Raw genomic sequence first — 21,603 nt, 5'->3', positions numbered from 1 at the left:
ATTCCACTAGATGGAAATGGGGCGGTGCATTTGCACACTGTAGCGCCTACCTTGTCGGTGTTGCCAGCCCGGCAGCCGTTGTGGATTCCGGGGCTGGCCCCGGAAACGACGGAGCACGGAAATGGCTGACTACGAATTCATCAGACTGCAGACGCGGCACGGCGTGGCGACGCTGACACTGAACCGCCCCGACAAGCGCAACGCGATCAGCGACGCAATGCGCAGCGAATTGATCCAGGCGCTGGAGCACGTCGCACAGGACCGCGCGATCCGCGCGCTGGTGCTGACGGGCGAGGGCAAGGGATTCTGCGCAGGGGGCGACATCGCGGGCATGCAGCGCAGGATGGACGCGCCGGCGGGCGAGGTCGGATTCAACGGATGGTCGCGCCAGCAGCGCGTGCATCACGCGCAAGGGCTGCTGTTCAACATGCCCAAGCCGACGATCGCGGCGGTGAACGGCGCGGCGGCGGGGCTGGGGGCGGATACGGCGCTCAGTTGCGACTTCATCGTGGCGTCCGAAAGCGCCTCGTTCACGTGGAGCTACATTGCGCGCGGCCTGATCCCCGACGGCGGCGGCATGTATTTCCTGCCGCGCCGCGTCGGCCTGCCGTGCGCGAAGGAATTGATCTACTCCGGGCGCAAGGTGGCGGCGCAGGAGGCCCTGCAACTGGGCATCGCCGACCGGCTCGTGCCGGCCGGTACCGAGGTGGAGGCGGCCCAGGCGTGGGCGGCGGAATTAAGCCAGGGCTCGGCCACGGCGTTGGCGCTGGGCAAGTCGATCCTGGACCAGACGTTCGAACTGACGGCCGACCAGGTGTTCGCCATGGGCAGCCAGGCGCAAGGCATCTGCTACACCAGCGCCGAGCACCGCGTCGCCGTGGCCGCGTTTCTGAAAAAGATGGCGCAGGCGCAGGCGGCCCGCGCCCAGGGAGAGAAGCCGTGAGCGCCCTGGACAAGCTGCTGCGGCCCCGCAGTGTGGCAGTGGTCGGGGCGTCGGCGGACCCCGCCAAGACCTCGGGCCGGCCCGTGGCCTACCTGCGCAAGCACGGGTTTCAGGGCAGCATCTACCCCGTCAACCCGAAGGCGTCCGAGATCGACGGCTTGCGTTGCTACCCCGACATCCGCTCGCTGCCGCAGGCGCCCGACGTCGCCATCGTGGTGCTGGGCGCCGAGCGCACGCAGCAGGCCGTTCGCGAGCTGTCCGCCATCGGCACGGGCGCGGCCATCGTGCTGGCAAGCGGATACTCGGAAAGCGGCGAGGCGGGCGCGCGCCGCCAGCAGGCGCTGCGCGAGGCCGCTGGCGCCATGCGCATTCTGGGACCGAACACCATCGGCCTGGTCAACCTGACCGACCGGGTCACGCTGTCGGCCAGCGGCGCCCTGGAAATCGACGACCTGCAGCCCGGCGCGGTGGGGCTCGTCTCGCAAAGCGGCGGCATCCTGGGGGCGCTGCTGTCGCGCGCCGCCGCCCGCGGCGTGGGCCTGTCCAAGCTGATTTCGACCAGCAACGAGGCCGACCTGGAACTGGCCGACTTCGTGGACGCGCTGGCCGACGACCCCGCCACGCGCGTCATCGCGCTGTACGTCGAGAGCATTCGCCATCCCGCCAAGTTCCGCGCCGCCGCGCGCAAGGCGCGGGCCGCCGGTAAACCGGTGGTGGCGTTCAAGATCGGGCGTTCGGAATCGGGTGCGCGTGCGGCAGCGTCGCACACCGGGGCGCTGGCCGGCGCCGACGCCATGTACGACGCGCTTTTCGAGGATGCGGGCGTCATCCGGGCGCAGACCTTTTCGGACCTGCTGGATATTCCGGCTGCGCTGGCGCACGCACGCAAGCTCCCCGGACGCCGCGTTGCGATCCTGACATCGACGGGCGGCGCCGGCACGCTGGTGGCGGACTGCCTGGGCCTTGCGGGGTTCGAGCTGCCGGCGCCTGACGACGCCACCGGCGCGGCGCTGCGCGCCCTGCAACCCGGCACGCCCGCCGCGCTGGACCGCAATCCCATCGACGTCACGCTGGCGGGCCTGCAGCCCGAACTGCTGCGCGGCGCCATCCGCATTCTGCTCGACAGCGGTAGCTATGACGCGCTGGTGGTGATCGTCGGTTCGTCCGGCGTGGCGCAGCCCGAACTGATGGCAGGCGCGTTGAAGGACACGTTGGCTGGCGCCACCAAGCCCGTGATGGCCTACATCAGCCCGCACGCGCCCCGCGCCGCCGAGGTGCTTGGCCGCTACGGCATACCGGCGTTTCACACGCCCGAAGGCGTCAGCGCGGCCATGGCGGCGATGTGGCAGGCACAGGCGCGTGTTGAGGCGGACAACGCGGCGCTGCCGAACGCCGGGTTGCCGGACGGCCTGGAACTTGGAGAAGGCGGATCGCTGGACGAGGCGCAGGCCAAGGCGCTCTTTGCCCGCTTCGGGGTGCCTGGCGTCAAGGAAATCGTCGTGCAGGACGAGGCGCAGGCCTTGCAGGCCGCGGCCGCGCTGGGCCCAAAGGTCGTGCTCAAGCTGCTGTCGCGCGACATCACGCACAAGAGCGACGTGGGCGGCGTGGCCGTGAACGTGGCGCAGGAGGACGTGCCCGCTCGGCTGCGGCAGATGCGCGAGGACGTCCTGCGCCATACCGGCGACACGCCTCGCGCCTTCCTGGTCCAGGAGATGGTGACCGGTGCGGCGGAAGTGATCGTCGGCCTGCACCGGGATCCGCTGGGGTCGGCCATTCTGCTTGGCATGGGGGGCGTGGTCGCCGAACTGGTCCGGGATACGACGCTCTTGATGCTGCCCGAAGACGGGACCGGCCTGTCGCCGGCGCAGGTGATGGCCGGGCTGCGGCGGCTCAAGACCTGGCCCTTGCTGGACGGCTACCGCGGGCGCGAGCGCGCCGACGTGCCGGCGTTGGTCGCCGCCGTCGTCGCGTTCTCACGCATGGCGGGCGCGTTGGGAGACGTCCTCGTCGAAGCCGAAATCAATCCGCTCTTCGTTCGGCCTGCGGGCCAGGGCGTTTGCGCGGCGGACGGCGTGGCCGTCCTGCAAAGCCGCTTGAACTAGTTCAGGCGGGTGGATAAAAACAGGAGACAACCATGAAACAGCAAAACTTCTTCACGCGTGGCGGCATCGCCATGGCCGCGGCGGTACTGGCGCTGGGCGCATTGGCCGCGCCGCAGGCGCGCGCGGCCTACCCCGACAGGCCCTTGCGCATCGTCGTGCCGTTCACGCCGGGCGGCGGCACGGATCTGATCGCGCGCCAGTTGGCCAAGGGCCTGACGCAGGAATTGGGCCAGACGGTGGTGGTGGAAAACCGCCCGGGCGGCAGCACCATCATCGGCACGGAGAACGTGGCCAAGAGTCCGCCTGACGGCTACACCTTGCTGATGGCCACGTTTGCTCATGCGGTGAACCCGGCCATCCACAAGAAGCTGCCCTACGATACCGAGCGGGCCTTCGCGCCGGTCGCGATGATCGGCAAATCGCCCAACGTGCTGGTGGTGCCGCCAAACTCGCCGTTCAAGAGCGTGCAGGAGATCCTTACCTATGCGCGCGCCCATCCCGGCAAGCTGACGTTTGGATCCTATGGCAACGGCACCTCGGCCCATCTGGCGGGCGAGCTCTTCAAGAGCCTGGGCAAGGTGGACATCCTGCACGTGCCCTACAAGGGCGCCGGCCCCGGCATCAACGACCTGATCGGCGGGCAGATCGACATGATCTTCTCGACCTCGGCCAGCGTCAGCGGCCACATCAAGAGCGGCCAGCTGCGCGCACTGGCCGTGACCACGAAGCAGCGTTCGCCGGCTTACCCCGATGTGCCGACCGTCGCGGAAGCGGGCGAGGCGGGGTATTTCGTGGATAGCTGGTATGGCGTGTTCGTGCCGAACGGCACGCCGCCCGCCGTCATCGATACGTTGAACGCGGCAATCAGGAAGGCGTTCGGCGACCCGGATTTCCGCGCGGCGCTGGAGCTGGAAGGCCTGGCGCCCGATGTGGGCACGCCCGCCGCGCTGGGCGAGTACGTCAAGGAGGAAGAGGCGCGCTGGAGCCGGATCATCCAGGACGCCGGAATCACGGACAAGCCCTGAGCGGGCCTGCCCGGTGTTCGCGGGCGTGCGTTCAATGCAGCTGGTCGGACCCTTCCGGCTGCAATTCCGACAGCGCCTTCCAGTCCGGATCCTGGAACATGCGCAATTGAATCGGATACACGGGATGCCCTGCCAGGCACTTGTTGAACGCATCCAGAAACGCCTCGACATTCGGCGTGTAGTAGCGCCACTCTTTCTGATGATTGCCCGTCAGGCAAGCCACCTGCACGCCGGCGTCCGAATTCTCGAATCCCTGCTCGACGGCCTCTTCGAAACTGTTGGTGCGCTGCTTGTCTTCATCATTGGGCATGCCCGATTCGATGCCCTCGTAGGGCCACGTGATGATGATCAGGTTCTCGTTGATCTGGCGGTCGGCCTCGGCCGGCAGACCGGTGCGAAAGCGGATGACGACCGGCAGTCCGTTGACGCGGGCTTCGCCCACCGCCCAAAGATCGCCTGGAAAAATGCTGGGCATTGCTTGAACTCCTTTTCACTACTTCGTCGAAACAGGCCACGAGTCTATCGCAAGCGGTCCAGACGGGCCGCGGAGCCCTTGCAGCGGCCCTGCGCAGGGGCCTCGGGGATGTTGACGATTGTCAATTTCGGGGTTTCTGGCCGATCTATGCTGGCGCTGCGCAGGCGTTGCGCGCAGTGAATCTTGTGCGATTGGCAATCGGGTGGAGATCGATCATGAACATGAAGACTGCGGCCATTGCCGCGATGCTTGCCTTGTCGGCCCCTAGCCTGGCGCTTGCCGCGCCGCCCAGCGACGCGCCCGCGCGCCCGGCCCAGCCGGCCTCGCCGGGCGGCAATGTCCAGGACTTCGACAAACAGGCTGCGCAAGTCAGGGAGAATCTGGAAAACATGCAAAAGCAGATGGATGAGATCCAGAAGACCACCGATCCGGATGCGCGGCAGAAGCTCATGCTTGAGCACCGGCAGCTCATGCAGAACACCATGGGCATGATGCGCCAGATGTGGACGGGCGGCATGGGACCTTGCTGCGCGCAGGGTGGCGGCGGCCCCCATCATCGGGGAGGCCCGATGATGGGGTGGAACGCCATGAGAGGCAATTACTCCGGACTGACGCCTGAGCAGGTCCGGGAACATCAATACATGCGCGACCAATACATGGGAATGCAGCAGCGGATGATGGAGCAGATGCTGCAGCAGCAACTCAATTCGGCCACGCCACAACGGTGACCGCCGCGGTGAGCGCGTGCGCCTGGCGGTGGCGACACCAGTCGCGTCGCGGCGTTATCGAGCGGCTCCGCATGGCAGCGCGCCAGCCGCGCTCAGCGGCCGGCCCAGCGGCCGCAGTCCACGCGCTACCGGCCACACTGTCACTGCGGCCAGCAGTGCCGCCGTCCATTCCCGGATGCCCAGGGGGCCGAATTCGAACAGCCCGCGCAGGGCAGGCCATTGCAGCGTCAGGGCCAGCAGCGCCAGCGTCGCCGCAACCGCCAGTCGGGTGGCGCCGTCCCATGTGCCGGCGTGCCGCTGGTGGGGCGAGCGGTTGTTGACCATCAAGGTCAGATTGCCCAGCACCAGCGCACAGAAGGCGGTGGCGCGCGCGGTATCCGCGGGCGTCTGGGTCTGCTGCAGCCAGCCGTAAAGAATACCGGCGGATGCCAACAGCGCCAGCCCCTGGGCCAGGCCAATCAGGAAGGTTCGTAGTGAAAACAGCGGCTTCTCGACGGGCAGGGGAGGGCGGCGCATCAGGTCCGGCTCTGCCGCGACGGACTCGAAAGCCAGTCCGCACAGGGGGCCGATGACGATCTCCAGGAACGCCACATGGGCCGGGCGCAGCAGTTCCGGCCACCCAAAGAGCAGTGGCAGGATCACCAGCCCGGCGATCGGCACGTGCGCCGCGACGATGTAGACGATTGCCTTGGACAGGTTGTCGAACAGGCGGCGGCTTTGCCGGACCGCGTTCAAGATGTCGGAGAAATCGTCGCGGGTCAGGACAAGGTCGGCGGCTTCGCGCGCGACATCGGTGCCACGCGCGCCCATGGCGATGCCGACGTGGGCCGCGCGCAATGCGGGGGCGTCGTTGACGCCGTCTCCCGTCATCGCAACGATGGCGCCTTGCCGCTTGAGCATCTGGACCAGGCGCAGCTTCTGTTCCGGCTTTACGCGCGCGTAAACGCAGGTGCGGCCGACCAGCTCGGCCAGATGCTCGCCGCCTTCCCGCGCCAGCACATCTCCCTCAGACACGTAGTCAGCCGGAATGCCCGCCTGGCGGGCAATGGCGCGGGCAGTCTCCGGATGATCGCCTGTCAGCATCAGCACGCGTATGCCCGCCGCATCGCACGCGGCAACCGACTCGGCCACGCCTTCCTTCAGCGGGTTTTCCAGGCCCACCAAGCCCGCGAACTGTAGCGGCAGGTCGTCGGGCTGATCGGGAAGCCGCCCGTTCGGCCAGCGCCCGGTGGCGGCCGCCAATACCCTCAGCCCCGCCGCGGCCATGCGCTGGACCTCGGCCTGCAGCTGCGCCGTGCGCGCCAGCGAAAGCTGGCAAAGCTTGAACACCGCCTCCGGCGCGCCCTTGCACGCGAGACGGGCGTCATCCGCTTACGCCGCAGCCCAGACGTGGATCACAGCCAACCGTGCGGACGAAAACGGATAGGCTTTAACCAGGGCAAGACCGCCCGCCGGCGGATGCCTGCCAAGCGACGCGGCAAAAATGCGAAAGGCGTCCTCCATCGCATCCCCGGAATCGGGCACGCTCGCCAGCGCAAGCGTTTCGGCCAAGGTCATGGCCTCGGCCGCGCAATCCGCCGCCGCCGCGCCCGCGAGATCGGCGGCATCGATCCGCACTGAGCCAGCGTAAAGCGCGCGAACGACCATGGTGTTTGTCGTCATGGTGCCCGTCTTGTCCGCGCACAACACGGTGGTCTTGCCCAGGGTTTCGACCACGCTCAGCTTGCGGACAAGCACGCCTTCGCCCGCGATGCGCCGGGCTTCCAGCGCGGAGAAGATGGTCACGATGACGGGGAAATCCTGCGGAAGCAGACTCATCGCCAACGCGATGCCCGCCAGCATCCCTTCGAACCATCCTCCCCGCATGTAGACGTACAGGGCCCAGGTGGCCAGCGACAGGAAGAACCCCACCCACATGAACCGAAGGATGAAATGGCGGGTCTGCAATTCCAGGGGGGCGCGTTCCGGCGTCAGTTGCCGCATCGACTGCCCCAGCGCGCCCAACCGCGTGTCGTCTCCCACGGCAAGAACGCGCAGGGTGCCGGTTCCCGACAGCACCAGCGTCCCGCTCAGCACCTCGGCATCGCCCTCAACCGTGCCCGATGGCCGCTTGTACACGGGCTGGAACTCGCCGGTAAGCGGCGACTCGTCCACCAGCAGACCCTCGCCGTCCGTCAACCGGCCGTCCGCGGGGACGCGGTTGCCTTCGGCAAGCAGCACCGCATCGCCCGGCTTCAGTTCGGCCGACGGCACCCAGTGGCGCTTGCCGTCGCGCAGCAGCAGGGCGCGGGGCGCCGCCAGACGATCCAATGCGTCAAGGGCGCGTGCGGTACGTAATGACTGCGCCACCGTCAGCGCAAAAATGACCAGTACAAAAAGCAGCAGCAGCGCCGCTTCCTGCCAGGCGCCCAGAAGCGTGTACAGGCCGCCGCCGGCCAGCAGCAATGCGAACATCGGATCCTTGACCAGATCCAGGCTGATCGAGGCCAGGGTGCGCTGATGGTCCGGCGAAGGCATGGCGCATCGGCCTAGGTGATCAGCACCACCGGAATGTGAACTGTGTGCAGCACCTTCAGCGTGGTCGATCCCAGAAACAGGCTGCCGGCCGCGCCCAGTCCTCGCGACCCCATGACGATATGGTCGCAACCCTGCTCGGTGGCGTGGGCCTTGATGCATTCGGCAATGTTGCCCACCCGCGTCGCCTTTTGATAGACGATGCCCGAGCGGTCCAGCAAGGCCTCCGACTCCGCGAGGGCGGCCTTGGCTTCGTCCTCATAGAATGCCTCGATGGCATCTGGCTCAAAGAACGCCAAGATCGTGCCGGAAGCAATGGGCGGCTGCACATTCAGCAGGTGGATGGCGCAAGGGCCATGTTCGCGGACCTGGTCGACCACATAGCGCACAGCGCGCAGGGAATTGCCCGATCCGTCAACGGGGATAAGCACGTTTTTCACGACCCCTCCGATAGCAGTGTCTGCCCGGGCCGCATGGCTCGGGCGTGATGCCATCATCGCGCCGAAGCGGTCGTGGAAGTTGACGTCAGTCAAGCTTTCGCCCGATCGCCTGGACGAGCGCGGCCGGGCCTGCGCGGGGCCCGACGTTTGTCCCCGATTTCTCCATGACAAAGGTCAATTTGGCGATTCCGGACGGGGGCAACATGGAGAGGCGGGCGAGCCTCCCGCGTCTCATCCTCACGAAAAGGAGATAGCCATGTCGCGCTTGACGCAATACAGCCCATTTTCGAGTGAACCCTTCGCGGACGTGTTCCAGGCGTTCCTGCGGCCAATCCGGCAGAACGGGGAGGATCAGGCCCCCCGGATGGACATCGATGTCACCGAGGCAGGCGACAAGTACGTCCTGAAGGCCGACGTGCCCGGGATCGACAAGAAGGACATCACCGTGCAGATCGATGGCAACACGGTGATGATCTCGGCCAACAAGGAAAAGCACAGTGAAACGAAAGAGGCGGGAAACGTCATCCGCCAGGAGCGTTTCTGGGGCCAGGTTCAACGCTCCGTGTCGCTGGCCAGCCCCATCGATGAAGCGGCCGCCAAGGCCGTCTGCGAGAACGGCGTCCTGACCCTGACACTACCCAAATCGGCCGGAAGCCGGAACAAGACGCTGCAGATCGAATGACGGCGGTTTACAGCCATGTCCCTGTATAGACGGATCCTCATTCCCATCGACGGCAGCCAGACCGCCGAACTGGGGCTGGACGAAGCCATGCGTCTGGCCGTGTGCAACGGCGCTCGCATTCGATTGATCTGCGTGGTCGGGGAACTGCCCCTGTCCTCGCGGATCGGCGCGGATTGCTATTCCCCAAAAGAGGTGCGCATGCTGTCGCGCGAGCTTGGCGTTCAAGTGCTGCGCAACGCCGCGCGCCGGGTGCGCGCACGTTGCATCCCGGTCGATAGCGCGCTGTTCGAGGCAGGCGAACAATCCTTCGAGGAGCGCGTGGCCCAGGAGGCCGACGCGTGGGGCGCGGATCTGATCGTCATGGGCGCTCGCGGGGGGGGACGGCTTTAATGCCATCCCCCGGGACGCCGGGACCAGGAACGCCCGCCGCGCCGCGCCCATGCTGCTGGTGCACGAATCCGCGCGAAAAGCGCAACGCCTTTCTGTGCACGGCGGGCGTCAGGCAGAGATCGCCTCCAGGCTCGCGTATCGCGTCGATTCAGCCTGAGTCCACCAGGAAGGCGGGTCGGACCAGTCAATCAATGTGCGGCGGCGCGCGCCGGCACCGCCCAGCCCGGCCGGCTCTCGCGTTCGGTGTCGACGATGATCAGATAGCGTCCGGCGCCTTCGGCGGGCGTCCTGCCGGGCTGCAGCACCCACGGCGGTGCGATCAGATCGGCCGCGAGCTCGTAGTCGGCGTCCAGCAATCCGTAGCTGTCGAGCAACCGGTTCAGGGTTGCCGGAATGCGGATGCAGCCTTTGGATTGCGGCGTTCCCAGCTTGGACTCCAGCAGGACGGGATCCGTCGCGTGCATCTGCAGGCGCATCGTGCTGACGCCGCCATTGCCCCATCCCCGCAAGGCCTGCTGCCAGCCGAAGTCATAGACACGCATGCCCTTGGCGCCGTAGCCCAGGATGCCATTCGCGTTCTTCGTGCCCTGGGCGCGGAAGTCCGGATTGGCCAAGGTGTGCGGGTACACGCCCGTGGGCGTTTCAAAGTGATCGAACTGGCCGAGCCTGCCGGTCGACACCGGCGCCGCGCCCACATGGACGGGCATGCCGATGGCGGGCAGCCAAAAGAGAAAGGCCGCCTGTACCTTGGGATTGCGGTCGACCACGAGGGCGTACTGCGGGCCCAACAGGCCGAGCCCCGCTTCCTCGAGCATCCCCAGCGCCAGGCTTGCGTAGCGGATCTGCTCGTCGGCCGGAACCCTCAGCGCGGGCGCCACGCGCAGCGCAAAGGTCTGCATGACGTCCTGCGGCGTGATCTGCGCCGGTACCGGGCCGGCCATCATCGCCGACAGGACGGCGCACCACACGGCAGCCCGCGCGGTGGCGGGGCCATGGCCCGATCTCCCAACGGAACTCGGCTTGTTTTTCATGGTGCCTCCGGCGCTTTCGCGCGCCAGGCCGCGGGGCCTGGCCATGCAAGCATGATCGCGCGGCTGCCGCGGACGCGATTGACGCCGGTCAATCTCTCTTCCAATTGCGGCGTCCCTGTTGGCCAGGATGCGGCACGCGTGCGAGGGATCGTTCGATCAAGCCCCAGCGCACGGGCCGCCGGTCAGCGTCGAATTCGTGATTTTGGTCAACGAGCGCTTGCCAGACAGGTTCAAGATGAAATCCATGAAGACAAGCGTCCTCGCCGTGTTGCTTCACCTGATTCTGGCCCTGCTGCCGGCTAGCGCCGGGCTCGGACAGCCGGCGGATTCGTTGATGCCGGTACCGCCCGCCCTGTTGAACCGCGTTGATCAGGAAGCCGAGGCCACGCTGTTGCGCCTCTATCGTCTGTCGCCCGCGGCCAAGGCGCTGGTTGGCCGATCCTTCGGCGTACTGGTCGTGCCGGCCTTGCACGCCGACGGCAGCATCCTGGGGATGGCCTACGGACGCGGTGTCCTGATCGACGCCGCCGAGGGGCGCAATTACTACAACGTCATCGCCAGTCCGCCGGGCTCGGTGCTTGGGCTGAACGACAAGGCGCTGATCCTGGTCTTTTCGTCCTACGCGGCCCTGCGCGGGTTCCAGGCCGGGCCGGGGTGGGAAGAGGGCGCGAGCGGAACCATCCAGATCCTGGACGAAACCGCCATGGCCGCGCGCGAGCTGGTCGTTGAACCGATCGCGGCCTTCATCCTGTCGGCAACCGAACTGGTTCGAGGCCTGTCGGTCCAGGGCATGCTGTTCGTCAAGGTCCCGGTTTATATGTGCGCCGACGAAGCCGATGCTTGCCGCGGAAAAACCGGAATCCCCTTCCACCCTTGATGCTCTCGGCCATGTATAGACGGATTCTCATACCGATTGACGGCAGCTCGACCTCTGAATCGGGGTTGGATGAGGCAATACGCCTGGCCTTTCTCCATGACGGGGTCATTCGGCTGATCTGTATCGTCCAATCGCAACCGTCGTCGGGGGCCCTGAGCGCAAATTGTTATTTCCCGGCGGAAATTCAGGCGCTATTGTTTGAGCATGCCGCCGAACTGCTGCGCAACGCGGCAACAAAGGTGAGCGCAAACTGTATCCCAGTCGATAGCGCGCTCGTCGAAGCAGGCGAACGCTCGTTCGAGGAATGCCTGGCGGCCGAGGCCCGGGCCTGGGAGGCCGATCTGATCGTGATCGGGGCGCACCGGTCGCGCGACGTGCGCAGGATGCCGATGGCCAGCCCGGCCCCGAACCTGCCGCGCGGCGCGGCCGTCCCCTTGCTGCTCGTGCGCGAGGCTGCGCCAAAGGCCGTTCAACCACTCGTCAACAGTTGGAGGTAGGGCATGAATACCACGATGAAAGCAGTCGTCTTTGCCAGCCCGGGCCGCATTGAAATACGCGAAAAGCGCATTCCGGACGTCGGGCCCAATGACGCGTTGATCAAGATAACGACCACCACCATTTGCGGCACGGATATCCACATCCTCAAGGGCGAGTATCCGGTGCAGCCGGGCCTGACGATCGGCCATGAACCCGTCGGCGTCATCGAAAAGCTGGGAAGCGCCGTGACGGGTTATTCCGAGGGCCAGCGCGTGATCGCCGGCGCGATCTGCCCGAATTTCAATTCCTACGCCGCGCAGGACGGTGCGCCCTCTCAGGACGGCAGCTATCTGGTGGCCAGTGGCATGTGCGGATGCCACGGCTACCGCGCCACCGCGGGGTGGCGCTTCGGCAACATGATCGATGGCGCCCAAGCCGAATACCTGCTGGTTCCCGACGCGCAGGCCAATCTCGCGCCCGTGCCTGACGGCCTGAGCGACGAGCAGGTGCTGATGTGCCCGGACATCATGTCCACCGGGTTCAAGGGCGCCGAAAACGCCAACATCCGCATTGGCGACACGGTGGCCGTGTTTGCGCAGGGCCCGATCGGACTGTGCGCGGCGGCGGGCGCCCGGTTGCTGGGCGCCACCACGGTCATCGGCGTGGATGGCAATGCGCGGCGTCTGGAAATATCTCGCCAGTGGGGCGCCGACATCGTCCTGAATTTCCATGATTGCGACGTCGTCGAGGAAATCCTGCGTCTCACCGGCGGCAAGGGCGTGGACTCGGCCATCGAAGCGCTGGGCCAGCAAAGCACCTTTGAATCCGCCCTGCGCGTATTGAAGCCGGGAGGCACGTTGTCCAGTCTGGGCGTCTATTCCGCCGACTTGAAGATCCCGGTATCCGCGTTTGCCGCCGGTCTGGGCGACCACAAGATCAACACGGCGCTCTGCCCGGGCGGCAAAGAGCGCATGCGCCGGCTGATGAACGTGTTGCAGTCGGGCCGCCTGGATCTTGCAAAAATGGTCACGCACCGCTTCGCGCTGGACCAGATCGAGGACGCGTACGACCTGTTCGCCAATCAGCGGGATAACGTGCTGAAGGTTGCGATCCGGCCGGGGGCCTGATTCCTGAGCGGCGCCAGCGCTTCACGCCGGGCGCCGCCGTGCATTCCGCTTGACGCGATCAGCCGTCGCGCTTGATCTCGTCCAGGAGGTTGTTGGCCTCGTCTTCCAGCACGCCAAGCACCTTCAGGAAGCTGGCGTACTCGTCTTCCGTCAGGCGGCCGCGTAGCCGCGCTTCCCGTTCCAGAGAGTGGGGCAGGCCAAGCCGAAGCTGCTCGATTCCCTCTGACGTCAAGGTCAGGATCTGCTTGCGACGGTCTTGCGGATCGTTGGACATGGTCAGCAAGCCCTTTTCGGCCAACTCCATCGTCACTCGGCTTACCTGACTGTGGTCGAAGCTGGCCATCCGCGCTATCGCCCCGGACGCCGACGAACCGCCCAGCCGGCTCAGCACCACCAGCACACGCCATTGGCGGCTTGTCAGGTCCAGATTCGTGCGTACCGACGCATCGACCAGCCGCGAAAGCGTTTGCGCCAGCACTGAAATCCGATACGTGATGAGGATCTCAGGCCGGTGGGAATCGACATCCTTTTTGGACGCGCGCCTACGCTTCTGTTCAGGAGCGGGTAGGGTTTTCCTTGCTATATCATTATTTGCCATAGCACATAGTCTACGTTAGGATTGCTCAAGTCCGAGAGGTGGCTTCATTGCGGTGGCTTCATTCTAAGGGGCCGGCGCCGCATCCATGCGCGCAAGTCGCCGACATCGCGCAAGGCCATCGACGGCAAGGCAACATCTTCTTCCCAATTCCATGCAACGTAATCCGACTACCTCACCCAACAGCGATTCGACGGGCCCGTTGACCGGCGTGCGGGTCATAGACCTGTCACGGCTGGTTGCGGGCAACATGCTATCAATGCAATTGGCGGACTTCGGCGCCGAGGTCATCAAAGTGGAGTCCGCACGCGAAGGAGATACGCTGCGTCATTGGCGAGAAGACCTTGGCGATGGCGCCTCGCTGGACGCCTGGTGGCAGGTCTATGGCCGAAACAAGAAAAGCCTGGCCCTGGACCTGCGCGATCCCGACGCCATCGGCGTGCTGCGCAGGCTCGCCGCCGGCGCGCAGGTCCTGATCGAGAGTTTTCGGCCCGGAACCCTGGAAGCCATGGGATTGGCGCCTGCGTCGTTGCATGAACTCAATCGTCGGCTCGTGATCGTGCGCGTCTCGGGCTGGGGCCAGACGGGGCCCTATCGGGATCTGCCCGGATTCGGCAGCCTGCTGGAAGGCTTTTGCGGTTTCGCGCACAAACACGCTGTCGATGATGTTCCCCGGCTGCCCAACATGGCGCTGGCCGACATGGTGGCGGGTCTGGCTGGCGCATTCGCCACCCTGGCGGCGGTCCGCGAGGTCGAAGTGAGAGGGGGGCAAGGTCAGGTGGTGGACCTCTCCCTGCTTGAGCCGATGCTCGCCATCATGGGACCCGACGTGACCGCCTACGCCGCCACGGGACGAATCGCGGGACCTTCAGTCAAGATCGCGTCTCCCCGGGGTGTCTACCAGTGCAAGGACGGGGGCTGGGTGGCGTTGTCGGGCTCGACCGACGCCATGGCCCGCCGCGTGCTGCAGGCCATTGGCCGCGGCGATCTCGCCGATGAACCGCGCTTTGCCACCAATGCCGCGCGATTGGCCAATGACGCGGAGCTCGACGCCCTAATCGCCGATGCGGTCGCGCAATTGAACCGGGACGAGTGCCTTGCGCACCTGCGTGCGCAAGGCGTGACTGCCGGCCCGATCTATGACGCCGCGCAGCTTGCGGCCGATTCCCACGTGATCGATCGCGCCTGCTACGTGAGGCCGTCTGGCGCCGGCGGCACGCTGATGCAGAACGTCATGCCGCGCCTTGCCAACACGCCCGGCCGGATCCGGCATCAGGCGCCGTTGCTGGGACAGCACACGGTACAGGTCCTGAGGGACGTGGGTCTGGATGACGCTCACATTGAAGAACTTTCAGCGCGCGGAGCAATCAAGTGCATTTGAACGACGTTCGTTCCCTGCTGTTCGTTCCCGCCACGTCGGAGTCTTTGTGGGCCAAGGCGGCCGAGCGCGGCGCCGATGCGATCATCATCGATCTGGAAGATGGCGTCTCCGTTGCGTTGAAGGATCAGGCGCGCGTCATGGCCCGGCGAGCCATCGAGGCGCTGGCCGACGTGATTCCCGTGCTGGTTCGCGTGAATGCGCCAAGGGATATGTTTGCGCTGGACATCGGCGCGCTGCCGCTGCCGCGGTTGCACGGCGTGCTGCTGCCAAAGGTGGAATCGCCCCAGGATGTGCAGGCGCTTGCGGCATGCATCGACCGGCACTCTGCGCCGGATTCGTCCGGCCTTCCCATCGCCGCCCTCATCGAAACGCCGCTGGGCGTCATGCAGGCGCAAAGCATCGCCACCGCCCACCCCCGCGTGGCGGCGCTGGGATTTGGCGCCGAAGACTACGCCACTGACATGGGCGTGCCTGCGGAACCGCAGTCTCTCTTGTGGGCCGCGCAGGCCGTGACGTGCTGCGCGCGCGCATACCGGCTGGCGTGCTGGGGCCTGCCCGGAAGCATTGCGCAGATCAACGACATGGCGGCATTTGCCAGTCTGGTCCGGCTTGCGCGCAACACCGGCTTCAGTGGCACCGCCTGCATACATCCGCGACAGGTGCCGGTCGCCAATGCCGGGTTTGGCCCCTCCGACGATGAGCTCGCCTGGGCGCGCAGCGTGGTTGCGGCGGATGACGAGGCCAGGTCCCGGGGGCTTGCGGTGGTAACGCTGGACGGTCGAATGATCGATCGTCCTGTTGTCGAGCGCGCGCGCAACTGGCTGCGCGTCGAGAATCAATGAGACATCCCGCGAATTCCTTTTCCTGTGTCCTTGTGACCGCGCGCTTTTTTGACGACAAGGCGGCCAGCATCCTGCGCACTGCCGGCCTGACGGTGGTCACGGGCGGCGTTGCCCATGACGCGGTCGACGCCGTGATCACCGAAGACATGCACGATGCGCTCTCGCGTTGCAGTGCCTGGATCATGGGCATGCCACCGGTCACCGCCGACCTGCTGGCGCGTTACCCCAACCTGAGCGTGATGGCGCGGCGGGGCGTCGGCTACGACACGATAGACGTTGCCGCCGTGCAAGCGCACCGCAGGCTCCTCACGATTACGCCGGGCAGCAACGAGGCGACTGTGGCCGATCATGCTGTTGGATTGATGCTTGCGCTCGGCCGACGCTATTTCGAATCGCACCGGCGCATGCAATCCGGCGAACATGGGGTGCTCGTGGGTACGGAACTGTCAGGCAAGGCGGTCGGATTGATCGGCCTGGGCCGCATCGCGCGGCTGGTGGCCCGCAGGCTTGCTGGGTTCGACGTGCGCGTCATCGCGCATGACCCCTATCTGCCCGATGACGTGGCGGACCTGGACGGGGTGCTGTTGGCATCGCTTGAATCCGTGCTGGCAGACAGCGACTTCATCAGCTTGCATGCGCCGTTGACCGACTCCACCCGGCATCTGATCGACCAGGACGCCCTGGCCCGCATGAAGCCCAACGCGATACTGATCAACACCGCGCGCGGCGAGCTCGTCGACGATGGCGCCTTGTTGGCGGCGCTGAAGGGCGGCAGGCTTGCGGGTGCCGGTCTTGATGTCCTCGGATCGGAACGTGATGCGTCGCGTCAGGCCATCACGCGCGAGTTGCTGACCCTGCCGAATGTGATTTGCACACAGCACACCGGAGGCTCCAGCCGGGAAGGGCTGGAGCGCGCCAACAGGCGCGCGGCGCAATGCGTGGTCGCTGCGCTCCAGGGCCAGCCGCTGCCGCCGGACGCCATCGTCGTCGATGCAAGATCGCCATAACGTCACGATTCGTACAACCCAAAAAAGAACACCAGGAGACACACCATGAATACCTCGGCAACCACGCGGCGCCGCCTGCTCTGCCTCGCCCTTGCGAGTCTGGCGGGTGCGCATGTTCCCGTTTTCGCGCAGGGCGCGTTTCCAGAGCGGCCAATCACCCTGATCGTGGGCTGGGCCGCGGGCGGATCTGCGGACGTGCTGGCAAGGCTTGTCGCGGCGGAGATGGCGGTGATATTGAAGCAACCCGTCATCGTCGACAATCGTCCCGGCGCTGGCAGCAACATTGGGTCCAAGCTCGTGGCCGAGGCCAAGCCCGACGGTTACACGATCATGCTCGCCACCTCCGCGTCCCACGGCTTCAATTCCGCGCTGTTCTCCAAGCTGCCTTACCGGCCGATCGAGGATTTCGCGCCTATCGGCAAGATCAACACGTCGCCAGGCACACTGCTCGTCCCGAATGACTCGCCGTTCAAGTCGGTCCCGGACATCATCGCGGCGGCCAAGGCGCAGCCGGGCAAGCTGAACTATGGCTCCGGCGGATCGGGTTCTTCCCAGCACCTGGCCGCGGCCCAGTTCATCAAGCTCACCGGCGTCGATATCACGCATATTCCGTTCAAAGGGTCGGGCCCGATGCTGGTCGACCTGATGGCTGGCCGCATGGATTTCGCCATCACGACGGGACCTGTGCCCTACGTTCGAAGCGGCAAACTGCGTGCGGTGGCCGTGGCTGCCAAAGAACGCCATCCGGCCATGCCGGATGTGCCGACCTTTGAAGAAGAGGGCACAAAGCTCTACACGGACAACTGGTATGGGCTCGTCGCCCCGGCGGGCACTCCCAAACCGGTGCTGGAAACATTGAATTCCGCGTTGAACAAGGCGATCGCCAAGCCCGAGATGCAGAAGCAGTTTGTCGAGCAGGGCGCGTTTCCGGGAAAACCGAATACCCCCGATGAGTTCTGGGCGTTCGTGAAAGCGCAGATGCCGGTCGCCGCCGAACTCGTGCGCCAATCGGGCGCGAAGGTCGATTGACGGGACCGTTGCGGCGGGTGGAGGGGCAGGCGAGCAGCCTCTTCGTCGCGCGCACTTCAACGTAAACGCCACCCCACGGAAAATTCGCAGCAACTTTCCGCCAGTTCGGCCACGCTCTCGCAAAACGCCACGTCCGCGTCCCGGCGGAACATCGCGCTGTACACCGATTGCGGCGGCGCCACGCTGGTGCGCGCAATGACCAGTTGCCGCGTGCTGACCATCTCGGCAAAGTAGTCGCGCGGCAGGCAGCTCACGCCAAAGCCCGCGGCGGTCAACCCTGCCATCGCGATCAGGCTGTTGATGGTGAAGATGTTGCTTTGCGCCGTGTGGGGGCGCAGCCACTCGTCATAGATCATGTTCAGGCCGGACTCGCGGCTCTGGCGCAGCAGCGGAAGGCGGGCGATGTCGGCCGGGGTGTAGACGTGGCTCGTGTCGATCAGGTCGGGACTGCCCATCCACGCAAATTCCAGGCGCTGCAACGCCACGACCTGAAGGTTCGGCTCGGCGAATTCGCCATGCAGAAAGGCCATGTCCAGTTGACCGGCCAGCAGCCGCTTGTGCAGGTCACCGCCCAGATCGATATGGGGCTCCAGCGTGATGCGCGGATAGTGGACGCGCAGCAGGCGGATGAGCGCGGGAAGCCAGGTCATCGCGGTGATCTCCGTGATGCCGAAGCGGAAGGTGCCCGTCAGGGTGTGCTGGCCTTTCAGGCGCGCCAGCAGGCGGTCGCGGTGCCCCAGCATCTGTTCGGCCAGCGCGTAGATTTCATGACCGCGCGCCGTCAGTTCGGCGCGGTGGCCCGACCGGTCAAAGAGCGCGATGTCGAAATCGGCTTCCAGCTCCTGGATGCGCTTGGTGATTGCCGATTGCGTGGTGTGCAGCTTCTGCGCCGACGCGGAAAACGTGCCTAGCCGCACCGTCCAATAGAGCGCCTCGATTTGCTTGAAAGTCAGCATGCGGCGCCCTTGAAGTCGGCAGAGTTCATTCCGAATTTTCCCTTAAGGGGTAACCCCTATATTCTGAAAAGTGATGAAGTTCGCTGAAATTTAATCCCTTTTTCGGAATCGCAAAAGCTCGCACCATTCGCTCTGACTTAATTCCTGCCGACCGGATCCGCTTCAAAAAGCCGGAGAACGAGCGGCCTTCGATTCAGGACAAGCAGATCGTCATGGCTACCATTTCCACCGGCGCACGCATACTGCCGGCATCTCCCGTCGCGCCCGCCGCCATCCTGCAAGCGCTTGCAGGCATCGTCACGCCGCATCTGAGCGACAACCTTGCGCGGCGCGAGGGCATCACCGGCCTGCGGCGCTACAACCGCGCGGGCAAGCTCGTGGGCACGGCGCTGACCGTCAAGACCCGCCCCGGCGACAACCTCATGATCTACAAGGCCATGCTGCAGATCCAGCCGGGTCACGTGCTGGTGGTGGACGCCGGCGGCGATATGTCCAACGCCGTGCTCGGCGAAATCATGAAGCGCTATCTGCAGATCCACGGCTGCGCGGGCGTGGTCGTCGACGGCGCCATCCGCGACGTGGCAGCGTTCGAAGCCGACAGCTTCCCTTGCTACGCGCGCGGCCACATCCACCGCGGGCCTTACAAAGACGGTCCCGGCGAAGTCAATGTCCCCGTGTCGATCGGCGGTCAGGTCATCAATCCCGGCGATATCCTGGTGGGCGACGAAGATGGGCTGGTCAGCTTTGCCGCGTCGGACGCCGACGCGCTGATTGCCGCGGCCCATGCGCACGCCGACAAGGAAGCGCGCATCATGGCCGAAATCGCCACCGGCGAGAAAACGCAGAGCTGGATGCAGGCCGCGTTTGCGGCAAAGGGGCTGGCATGAACGCCGTCACCCCCGAATTCCTGGCCCAACGCGCGCGCGCCATCAAGCCTTCGCCCAGCATGATGGCCAAGAGCCGCGTGGATCAACTGCGCGCTCAGGGCCGCGACATCATCGATTTCACGGTGGGTGAGCCGGATCTGCCCACACCTGCCCACATCGTGCAGGCCGGCATCGACGCGCTGAACAGCGGCGACATCCGCTACACCGCGTCGGTCGGCGCCAAGCCGCTGCTTGAAGCGGTGCGCGCCAAGTTCCGCCACGAAAACGGTCTGGACTACGGCCTGGACGAACTGATCGTCGGCGTGGGCGCCAAGCAATTGATCTTCACCGCGCTGGCCGCCACCGTGCAGGCCGGTGACGAAGTCATCATTCCGGCGCCGTACTGGGTGTCCTATCCCGACATGGTCCTGGTCAACGACGGCACGCCGGTCGTGGTGGCCTGCCCGGAGTCCGACGGATTCAAGCTGACCCCCGACGCGCTCGAGCGCGCCATCACGCCGCGCACCAAGTGGCTGCTGTTGAACACGCCCAGCAATCCGACCGGCGCGATGTACGGCGCCGGCGAGCTGCGCGCGTTGGCGCAGGTGCTGGCGCGTCATCCGGATGTCTGGCTCCTGACCGACGAAATCTACGAACACCTGGCCTATGGCGGCGAGGGCCACGCGTCGCCCGCGGCCGTCGAGCCGGCGTTGGCTGCGCGCACGTTGACGATCAACGGCGTCTCCAAAGCCTACGCAATGACGGGCTGGCGCCTGGGGTACGCAGGCGGCCCGAAGGCGTTGATCAAGGCCATGGCCACCCTGATTTCGCAAAGCACCAGCTGCGTCAGCGCCATCAGCCAATCGGCCGCGCGTGTCGCGCTGACGGCTGACCAGCAATGCGTGCGCGATGCCGCGGCCCTGTTCCACGACCGGCGCGACCGCATCGTCGCGCTGCTCAACGAGGTGCCCGGCATCCGTTGCCCGGTTCCCCAAGGCGCGTTCTACGTATATCCGTCGGTTGAAGGCCTGCTCGGCAAGACGACGCCCAACGGCCGCAAGCTGGAAAGCGACCTGGACGTCGTGATGTTTCTGCTGGACGAGGCCGGTGTCGCGGGCCTGGACGGCGCGGCCTATGGACTGTCGCCTTACCTGCGGCTCAGTTTCGCGACGTCGATGGAAAACATCGAAGAAGGCTGCCGCCGCATCCGCGAAGCCTGCGCCCGGCTGGCCTGAAACCGGTTTTTTTAAGCAGCACCCATACCTACACATCAAGGGAATCCCATGAAGACGTTCATCTCCTCCTTCGTTGCCATCGTCGGCCTGGCGGCCACGCTGGCGCCCGCCGCCAATGCCGACACGCTGCAGGACATCAAGGCCCGCGGCAAATTCATCTGCGGCACCATGGGCACGGCCGAGCCGTTCAGCTTCCAGGATCCCAAGACGCGCGGCATCGTCGGCTACGAAGTGGATGTCTGCCAGGCGCTGGCTGACAGCCTGGGCGTGCCGCTGGAGCTCAAGCTGATCGCCGTCGAGGCCCGCATCCCCGAGCTGATTGCTGGGCGTGTGGACGTCGTGGCTGCGAATCTGGGGTGGTCGCCCGAACGCGCCAAGCAGATCGATTACTCGCACCAGCACTTCGTGAGCCCCCAGAAGATCCTGTCGCGCGAGTCGGACAAGGACCTGAAGGCGCCGGCCGATCTGGCGGGCAAGCGGGTCAGCGCGGTGCGCGGATCGTCGTCGGAGCAAGGCGCGCGCAAGAACATCCCGAACGTCGATCCCGTGACGTTCAAGGATCCCAGCGGCGCGTTCCTGGCGCTGCAGCAGGGCAAGGTGAGCGGCTTCGTCGGGTCCGAACTGATGCTGGTCAAGCTGCAACACCAGGCCGCCTCCAGCGCGGTGCCCGTCAAGATCCTGGAGCCGGCGCTGTTCATCGAACCGTGGGGCGTCGGTGTGCGCAAGGGCGACACGGCGATGCTGAACCAGGTGAACAAGGTGCTGGATGGCATGGAGGCGTCCGGGCAGGCCGCCAAGACCTTCGACAAGTGGTTCGGCCCCGGCACGCAGTTCAACATCAAGCGCGACTTCCGCATCGAAGAAATCAAGGGTTGACGCGC

Annotated in this window: 23 protein-coding genes; 16 read left to right on the top strand and 7 right to left on the bottom strand. The window is 65.8% G+C overall.

Annotation, left to right across the window (positions count from 1 at the left end; genetic code table 11):
- The first annotated feature begins 121 nt into the window (after window positions 1-121).
- From V6V88_RS19815 to V6V88_RS19805, 3 genes are read left to right on the top strand one after another with little or no spacing between them, the layout of a single operon-like run.
- Window positions 122-943 carry an enoyl-CoA hydratase/isomerase family protein gene (locus tag V6V88_RS19815; protein WP_338616078.1) on the top strand — a complete coding sequence of 274 codons (822 nt, stop codon included), beginning with the start codon at window positions 122-124 and terminating at the stop codon, window positions 941-943.
- Window positions 940-3,045, top strand: a complete 2,106-nt coding sequence (locus V6V88_RS19810; RefSeq protein ID WP_223576411.1) for an acetate--CoA ligase family protein — start codon at window positions 940-942, stop codon at window positions 3,043-3,045. The genes V6V88_RS19815 and V6V88_RS19810 overlap by 4 nt, the downstream gene beginning before the upstream one ends.
- A 32-nt stretch (window positions 3,046-3,077) precedes the next feature.
- Window positions 3,078-4,070 carry a tripartite tricarboxylate transporter substrate binding protein gene (locus tag V6V88_RS19805; RefSeq protein ID WP_338616076.1) on the top strand — a complete coding sequence of 331 codons (993 nt, stop codon included), beginning with the start codon at window positions 3,078-3,080 and terminating at the stop codon, window positions 4,068-4,070.
- Between the two features lie 31 nt (window positions 4,071-4,101).
- Here V6V88_RS19805 and V6V88_RS19800 read toward each other — a convergent pair whose 3' ends face one another.
- Window positions 4,102-4,545 (bottom strand): DUF695 domain-containing protein, encoded by a 444-nt coding sequence (locus tag V6V88_RS19800; protein ID WP_062842233.1) that lies wholly within the window; start codon window positions 4,543-4,545, stop codon window positions 4,102-4,104.
- A gap of 215 nt (window positions 4,546-4,760) precedes the next feature.
- On the opposite strand from V6V88_RS19800, the gene V6V88_RS19795 reads away from it, so the two are divergent.
- A complete protein-coding gene (locus V6V88_RS19795) occupies window positions 4,761-5,273 on the top strand; it encodes a hypothetical protein (protein WP_223576410.1) in 513 nt (170 codons plus the stop codon).
- A gap of 54 nt (window positions 5,274-5,327) precedes the next feature.
- Here the strand turns inward: V6V88_RS19795 and V6V88_RS19790 are convergent, their stop codons facing one another.
- The 3 genes from V6V88_RS19790 to V6V88_RS19780 are packed head-to-tail and all read right to left on the bottom strand — an operon-like array spanning window position 5,328 to window position 8,320.
- On the bottom strand, window positions 5,328-6,602 hold the full coding sequence (locus V6V88_RS19790; RefSeq protein ID WP_338616075.1) for a cation-translocating P-type ATPase: 1,275 nt from the start codon (window positions 6,600-6,602) through the stop codon (window positions 5,328-5,330).
- 42 nt (window positions 6,603-6,644) lie between these two features.
- Window positions 6,645-7,790 (bottom strand): HAD-IC family P-type ATPase, encoded by a 1,146-nt coding sequence (locus V6V88_RS19785; RefSeq protein WP_338616074.1) that lies wholly within the window; start codon window positions 7,788-7,790, stop codon window positions 6,645-6,647.
- A gap of 11 nt (window positions 7,791-7,801) precedes the next feature.
- Entirely contained in the window at window positions 7,802-8,320 is a 519-nt protein-coding gene (locus tag V6V88_RS19780; protein WP_223576408.1) for a universal stress protein, read from the bottom strand.
- A gap of 163 nt (window positions 8,321-8,483) precedes the next feature.
- Here V6V88_RS19780 and V6V88_RS19775 point away from each other — a divergent pair, with 163 nt between their 5' ends.
- Together V6V88_RS19775 and V6V88_RS19770 are read left to right on the top strand one after the other, a co-directional pair.
- Window positions 8,484-8,909, top strand: coding sequence for an Hsp20/alpha crystallin family protein (locus V6V88_RS19775; protein ID WP_175157031.1), 426 nt, complete (start codon window positions 8,484-8,486; stop codon window positions 8,907-8,909).
- Between the two features lie 15 nt (window positions 8,910-8,924).
- Window positions 8,925-9,299, top strand: coding sequence for a universal stress protein (locus tag V6V88_RS19770; RefSeq protein ID WP_223576407.1), 375 nt, complete (start codon window positions 8,925-8,927; stop codon window positions 9,297-9,299).
- Between the two features lie 188 nt (window positions 9,300-9,487).
- On the opposite strand, the gene V6V88_RS19765 is transcribed toward V6V88_RS19770, so the two are convergent.
- Window positions 9,488-10,330, bottom strand: a complete 843-nt coding sequence (locus tag V6V88_RS19765) for a L,D-transpeptidase (RefSeq protein WP_223576406.1) — start codon at window positions 10,328-10,330, stop codon at window positions 9,488-9,490.
- A gap of 244 nt (window positions 10,331-10,574) precedes the next feature.
- Between V6V88_RS19765 and V6V88_RS19760 the strand changes: the two genes are divergently transcribed.
- From V6V88_RS19760 to V6V88_RS19750, 3 genes are read left to right on the top strand one after another with little or no spacing between them, the layout of a single operon-like run.
- Window positions 10,575-11,207 carry a hypothetical protein gene (locus tag V6V88_RS19760; protein WP_223576405.1) on the top strand — a complete coding sequence of 211 codons (633 nt, stop codon included), beginning with the start codon at window positions 10,575-10,577 and terminating at the stop codon, window positions 11,205-11,207.
- Window positions 11,207-11,704, top strand: a complete 498-nt coding sequence (locus V6V88_RS19755; protein ID WP_223576537.1) for a universal stress protein — start codon at window positions 11,207-11,209, stop codon at window positions 11,702-11,704. The genes V6V88_RS19760 and V6V88_RS19755 overlap by 1 nt, the downstream gene beginning before the upstream one ends.
- A gap of 3 nt (window positions 11,705-11,707) precedes the next feature.
- Window positions 11,708-12,811, top strand: coding sequence for an NAD(P)-dependent alcohol dehydrogenase (locus V6V88_RS19750; RefSeq protein ID WP_056322931.1), 1,104 nt, complete (start codon window positions 11,708-11,710; stop codon window positions 12,809-12,811).
- Between the two features lie 58 nt (window positions 12,812-12,869).
- Here the strand turns inward: V6V88_RS19750 and V6V88_RS19745 are convergent, their stop codons facing one another.
- A complete protein-coding gene (locus V6V88_RS19745) occupies window positions 12,870-13,289 on the bottom strand; it encodes a MarR family transcriptional regulator (RefSeq protein ID WP_062842228.1) in 420 nt (139 codons plus the stop codon).
- A 271-nt stretch (window positions 13,290-13,560) separates the two neighbouring features.
- On the opposite strand from V6V88_RS19745, the gene V6V88_RS19740 reads away from it, so the two are divergent.
- The 4 genes from V6V88_RS19740 to V6V88_RS19725 are packed head-to-tail and all read left to right on the top strand — an operon-like array spanning window position 13,561 to window position 17,665.
- Window positions 13,561-14,787 (top strand): CaiB/BaiF CoA-transferase family protein, encoded by a 1,227-nt coding sequence (locus tag V6V88_RS19740; protein ID WP_338616073.1) that lies wholly within the window; start codon window positions 13,561-13,563, stop codon window positions 14,785-14,787.
- Window positions 14,778-15,629 carry a CoA ester lyase gene (locus V6V88_RS19735; protein WP_081101148.1) on the top strand — a complete coding sequence of 284 codons (852 nt, stop codon included), beginning with the start codon at window positions 14,778-14,780 and terminating at the stop codon, window positions 15,627-15,629. Before V6V88_RS19740 ends, V6V88_RS19735 begins: the two co-directional genes overlap by 10 nt.
- Complete coding sequence (locus tag V6V88_RS19730; protein WP_223576403.1) at window positions 15,626-16,636, top strand: phosphoglycerate dehydrogenase; 1,011 nt, start codon at window positions 15,626-15,628, stop codon at window positions 16,634-16,636. Before V6V88_RS19735 ends, V6V88_RS19730 begins: the two co-directional genes overlap by 4 nt.
- A gap of 45 nt (window positions 16,637-16,681) precedes the next feature.
- Complete coding sequence (locus tag V6V88_RS19725; RefSeq protein WP_223576402.1) at window positions 16,682-17,665, top strand: tripartite tricarboxylate transporter substrate binding protein; 984 nt, start codon at window positions 16,682-16,684, stop codon at window positions 17,663-17,665.
- 56 nt (window positions 17,666-17,721) lie between these two features.
- On the opposite strand, the gene V6V88_RS19720 is transcribed toward V6V88_RS19725, so the two are convergent.
- Window positions 17,722-18,621, bottom strand: a complete 900-nt coding sequence (locus V6V88_RS19720; protein WP_056322933.1) for a LysR family transcriptional regulator — start codon at window positions 18,619-18,621, stop codon at window positions 17,722-17,724.
- Between the two features lie 212 nt (window positions 18,622-18,833).
- Here V6V88_RS19720 and V6V88_RS19715 point away from each other — a divergent pair, with 212 nt between their 5' ends.
- From V6V88_RS19715 to V6V88_RS19705, 3 genes are read left to right on the top strand one after another with little or no spacing between them, the layout of a single operon-like run.
- On the top strand, window positions 18,834-19,508 hold the full coding sequence (locus V6V88_RS19715) for an RraA family protein (protein ID WP_062842223.1): 675 nt from the start codon (window positions 18,834-18,836) through the stop codon (window positions 19,506-19,508).
- A complete protein-coding gene (locus V6V88_RS19710; protein ID WP_223576401.1) occupies window positions 19,505-20,722 on the top strand; it encodes an aminotransferase class I/II-fold pyridoxal phosphate-dependent enzyme in 1,218 nt (405 codons plus the stop codon). Before V6V88_RS19715 ends, V6V88_RS19710 begins: the two co-directional genes overlap by 4 nt.
- A 48-nt stretch (window positions 20,723-20,770) precedes the next feature.
- Window positions 20,771-21,598 (top strand): ABC transporter substrate-binding protein, encoded by an 828-nt coding sequence (locus tag V6V88_RS19705; RefSeq protein WP_056322942.1) that lies wholly within the window; start codon window positions 20,771-20,773, stop codon window positions 21,596-21,598.
- The last annotated feature ends 5 nt before the right edge of the window (window positions 21,599-21,603 follow it).

Origin of the sequence: Achromobacter sp. E1 (assembly GCF_037039475.1) — a bacterium.
In the GTDB taxonomy this organism is placed as follows: domain Bacteria; phylum Pseudomonadota; class Gammaproteobacteria; order Burkholderiales; family Burkholderiaceae_B; genus Achromobacter; species Achromobacter mucicolens.
Note: the sequence above shows the minus strand (reverse complement) of the source record. Positions and strands in the feature narration are given on the sequence as shown.

Bases quoted from the DNA above. Each gene is read 5' to 3' on its own strand.
- V6V88_RS19805 (WP_338616076.1), top strand. From the start codon at position 3,078: ATGAAACAGCAAAACTTCTTCACGCGTGGCGGCATCGCCATGGCCGCG.
- V6V88_RS19800 (WP_062842233.1), bottom strand. From the start codon at position 4,545: ATGCCCAGCATTTTTCCAGGCGATCTTTGGGCGGTGGGCGAAGCCCGC.
- V6V88_RS19750 (WP_056322931.1), top strand. From the start codon at position 11,708: ATGAATACCACGATGAAAGCAGTCGTCTTTGCCAGCCCGGGCCGCATT.
- V6V88_RS19730 (WP_223576403.1), top strand. From the start codon at position 15,626: ATGAGACATCCCGCGAATTCCTTTTCCTGTGTCCTTGTGACCGCGCGC.
- V6V88_RS19770 (WP_223576407.1), top strand. From the start codon at position 8,925: ATGTCCCTGTATAGACGGATCCTCATTCCCATCGACGGCAGCCAGACC.
- V6V88_RS19740 (WP_338616073.1), top strand. From the start codon at position 13,561: ATGCAACGTAATCCGACTACCTCACCCAACAGCGATTCGACGGGCCCG.
- V6V88_RS19715 (WP_062842223.1), top strand. From the start codon at position 18,834: ATGGCTACCATTTCCACCGGCGCACGCATACTGCCGGCATCTCCCGTC.
- V6V88_RS19705 (WP_056322942.1), top strand. From the start codon at position 20,771: ATGAAGACGTTCATCTCCTCCTTCGTTGCCATCGTCGGCCTGGCGGCC.
- V6V88_RS19775 (WP_175157031.1), top strand. From the start codon at position 8,484: ATGTCGCGCTTGACGCAATACAGCCCATTTTCGAGTGAACCCTTCGCG.
- V6V88_RS19710 (WP_223576401.1), top strand. From the start codon at position 19,505: ATGAACGCCGTCACCCCCGAATTCCTGGCCCAACGCGCGCGCGCCATC.
- V6V88_RS19725 (WP_223576402.1), top strand. From the start codon at position 16,682: ATGAATACCTCGGCAACCACGCGGCGCCGCCTGCTCTGCCTCGCCCTT.
- V6V88_RS19760 (WP_223576405.1), top strand. From the start codon at position 10,575: ATGAAGACAAGCGTCCTCGCCGTGTTGCTTCACCTGATTCTGGCCCTG.
- V6V88_RS19785 (WP_338616074.1), bottom strand. From the start codon at position 7,790: ATGCCTTCGCCGGACCATCAGCGCACCCTGGCCTCGATCAGCCTGGAT.
- V6V88_RS19765 (WP_223576406.1), bottom strand. From the start codon at position 10,330: ATGAAAAACAAGCCGAGTTCCGTTGGGAGATCGGGCCATGGCCCCGCC.
- V6V88_RS19815 (WP_338616078.1), top strand. From the start codon at position 122: ATGGCTGACTACGAATTCATCAGACTGCAGACGCGGCACGGCGTGGCG.
- V6V88_RS19795 (WP_223576410.1), top strand. From the start codon at position 4,761: ATGAACATGAAGACTGCGGCCATTGCCGCGATGCTTGCCTTGTCGGCC.
- V6V88_RS19720 (WP_056322933.1), bottom strand. From the start codon at position 18,621: ATGCTGACTTTCAAGCAAATCGAGGCGCTCTATTGGACGGTGCGGCTA.
- V6V88_RS19755 (WP_223576537.1), top strand. From the start codon at position 11,207: ATGCTCTCGGCCATGTATAGACGGATTCTCATACCGATTGACGGCAGC.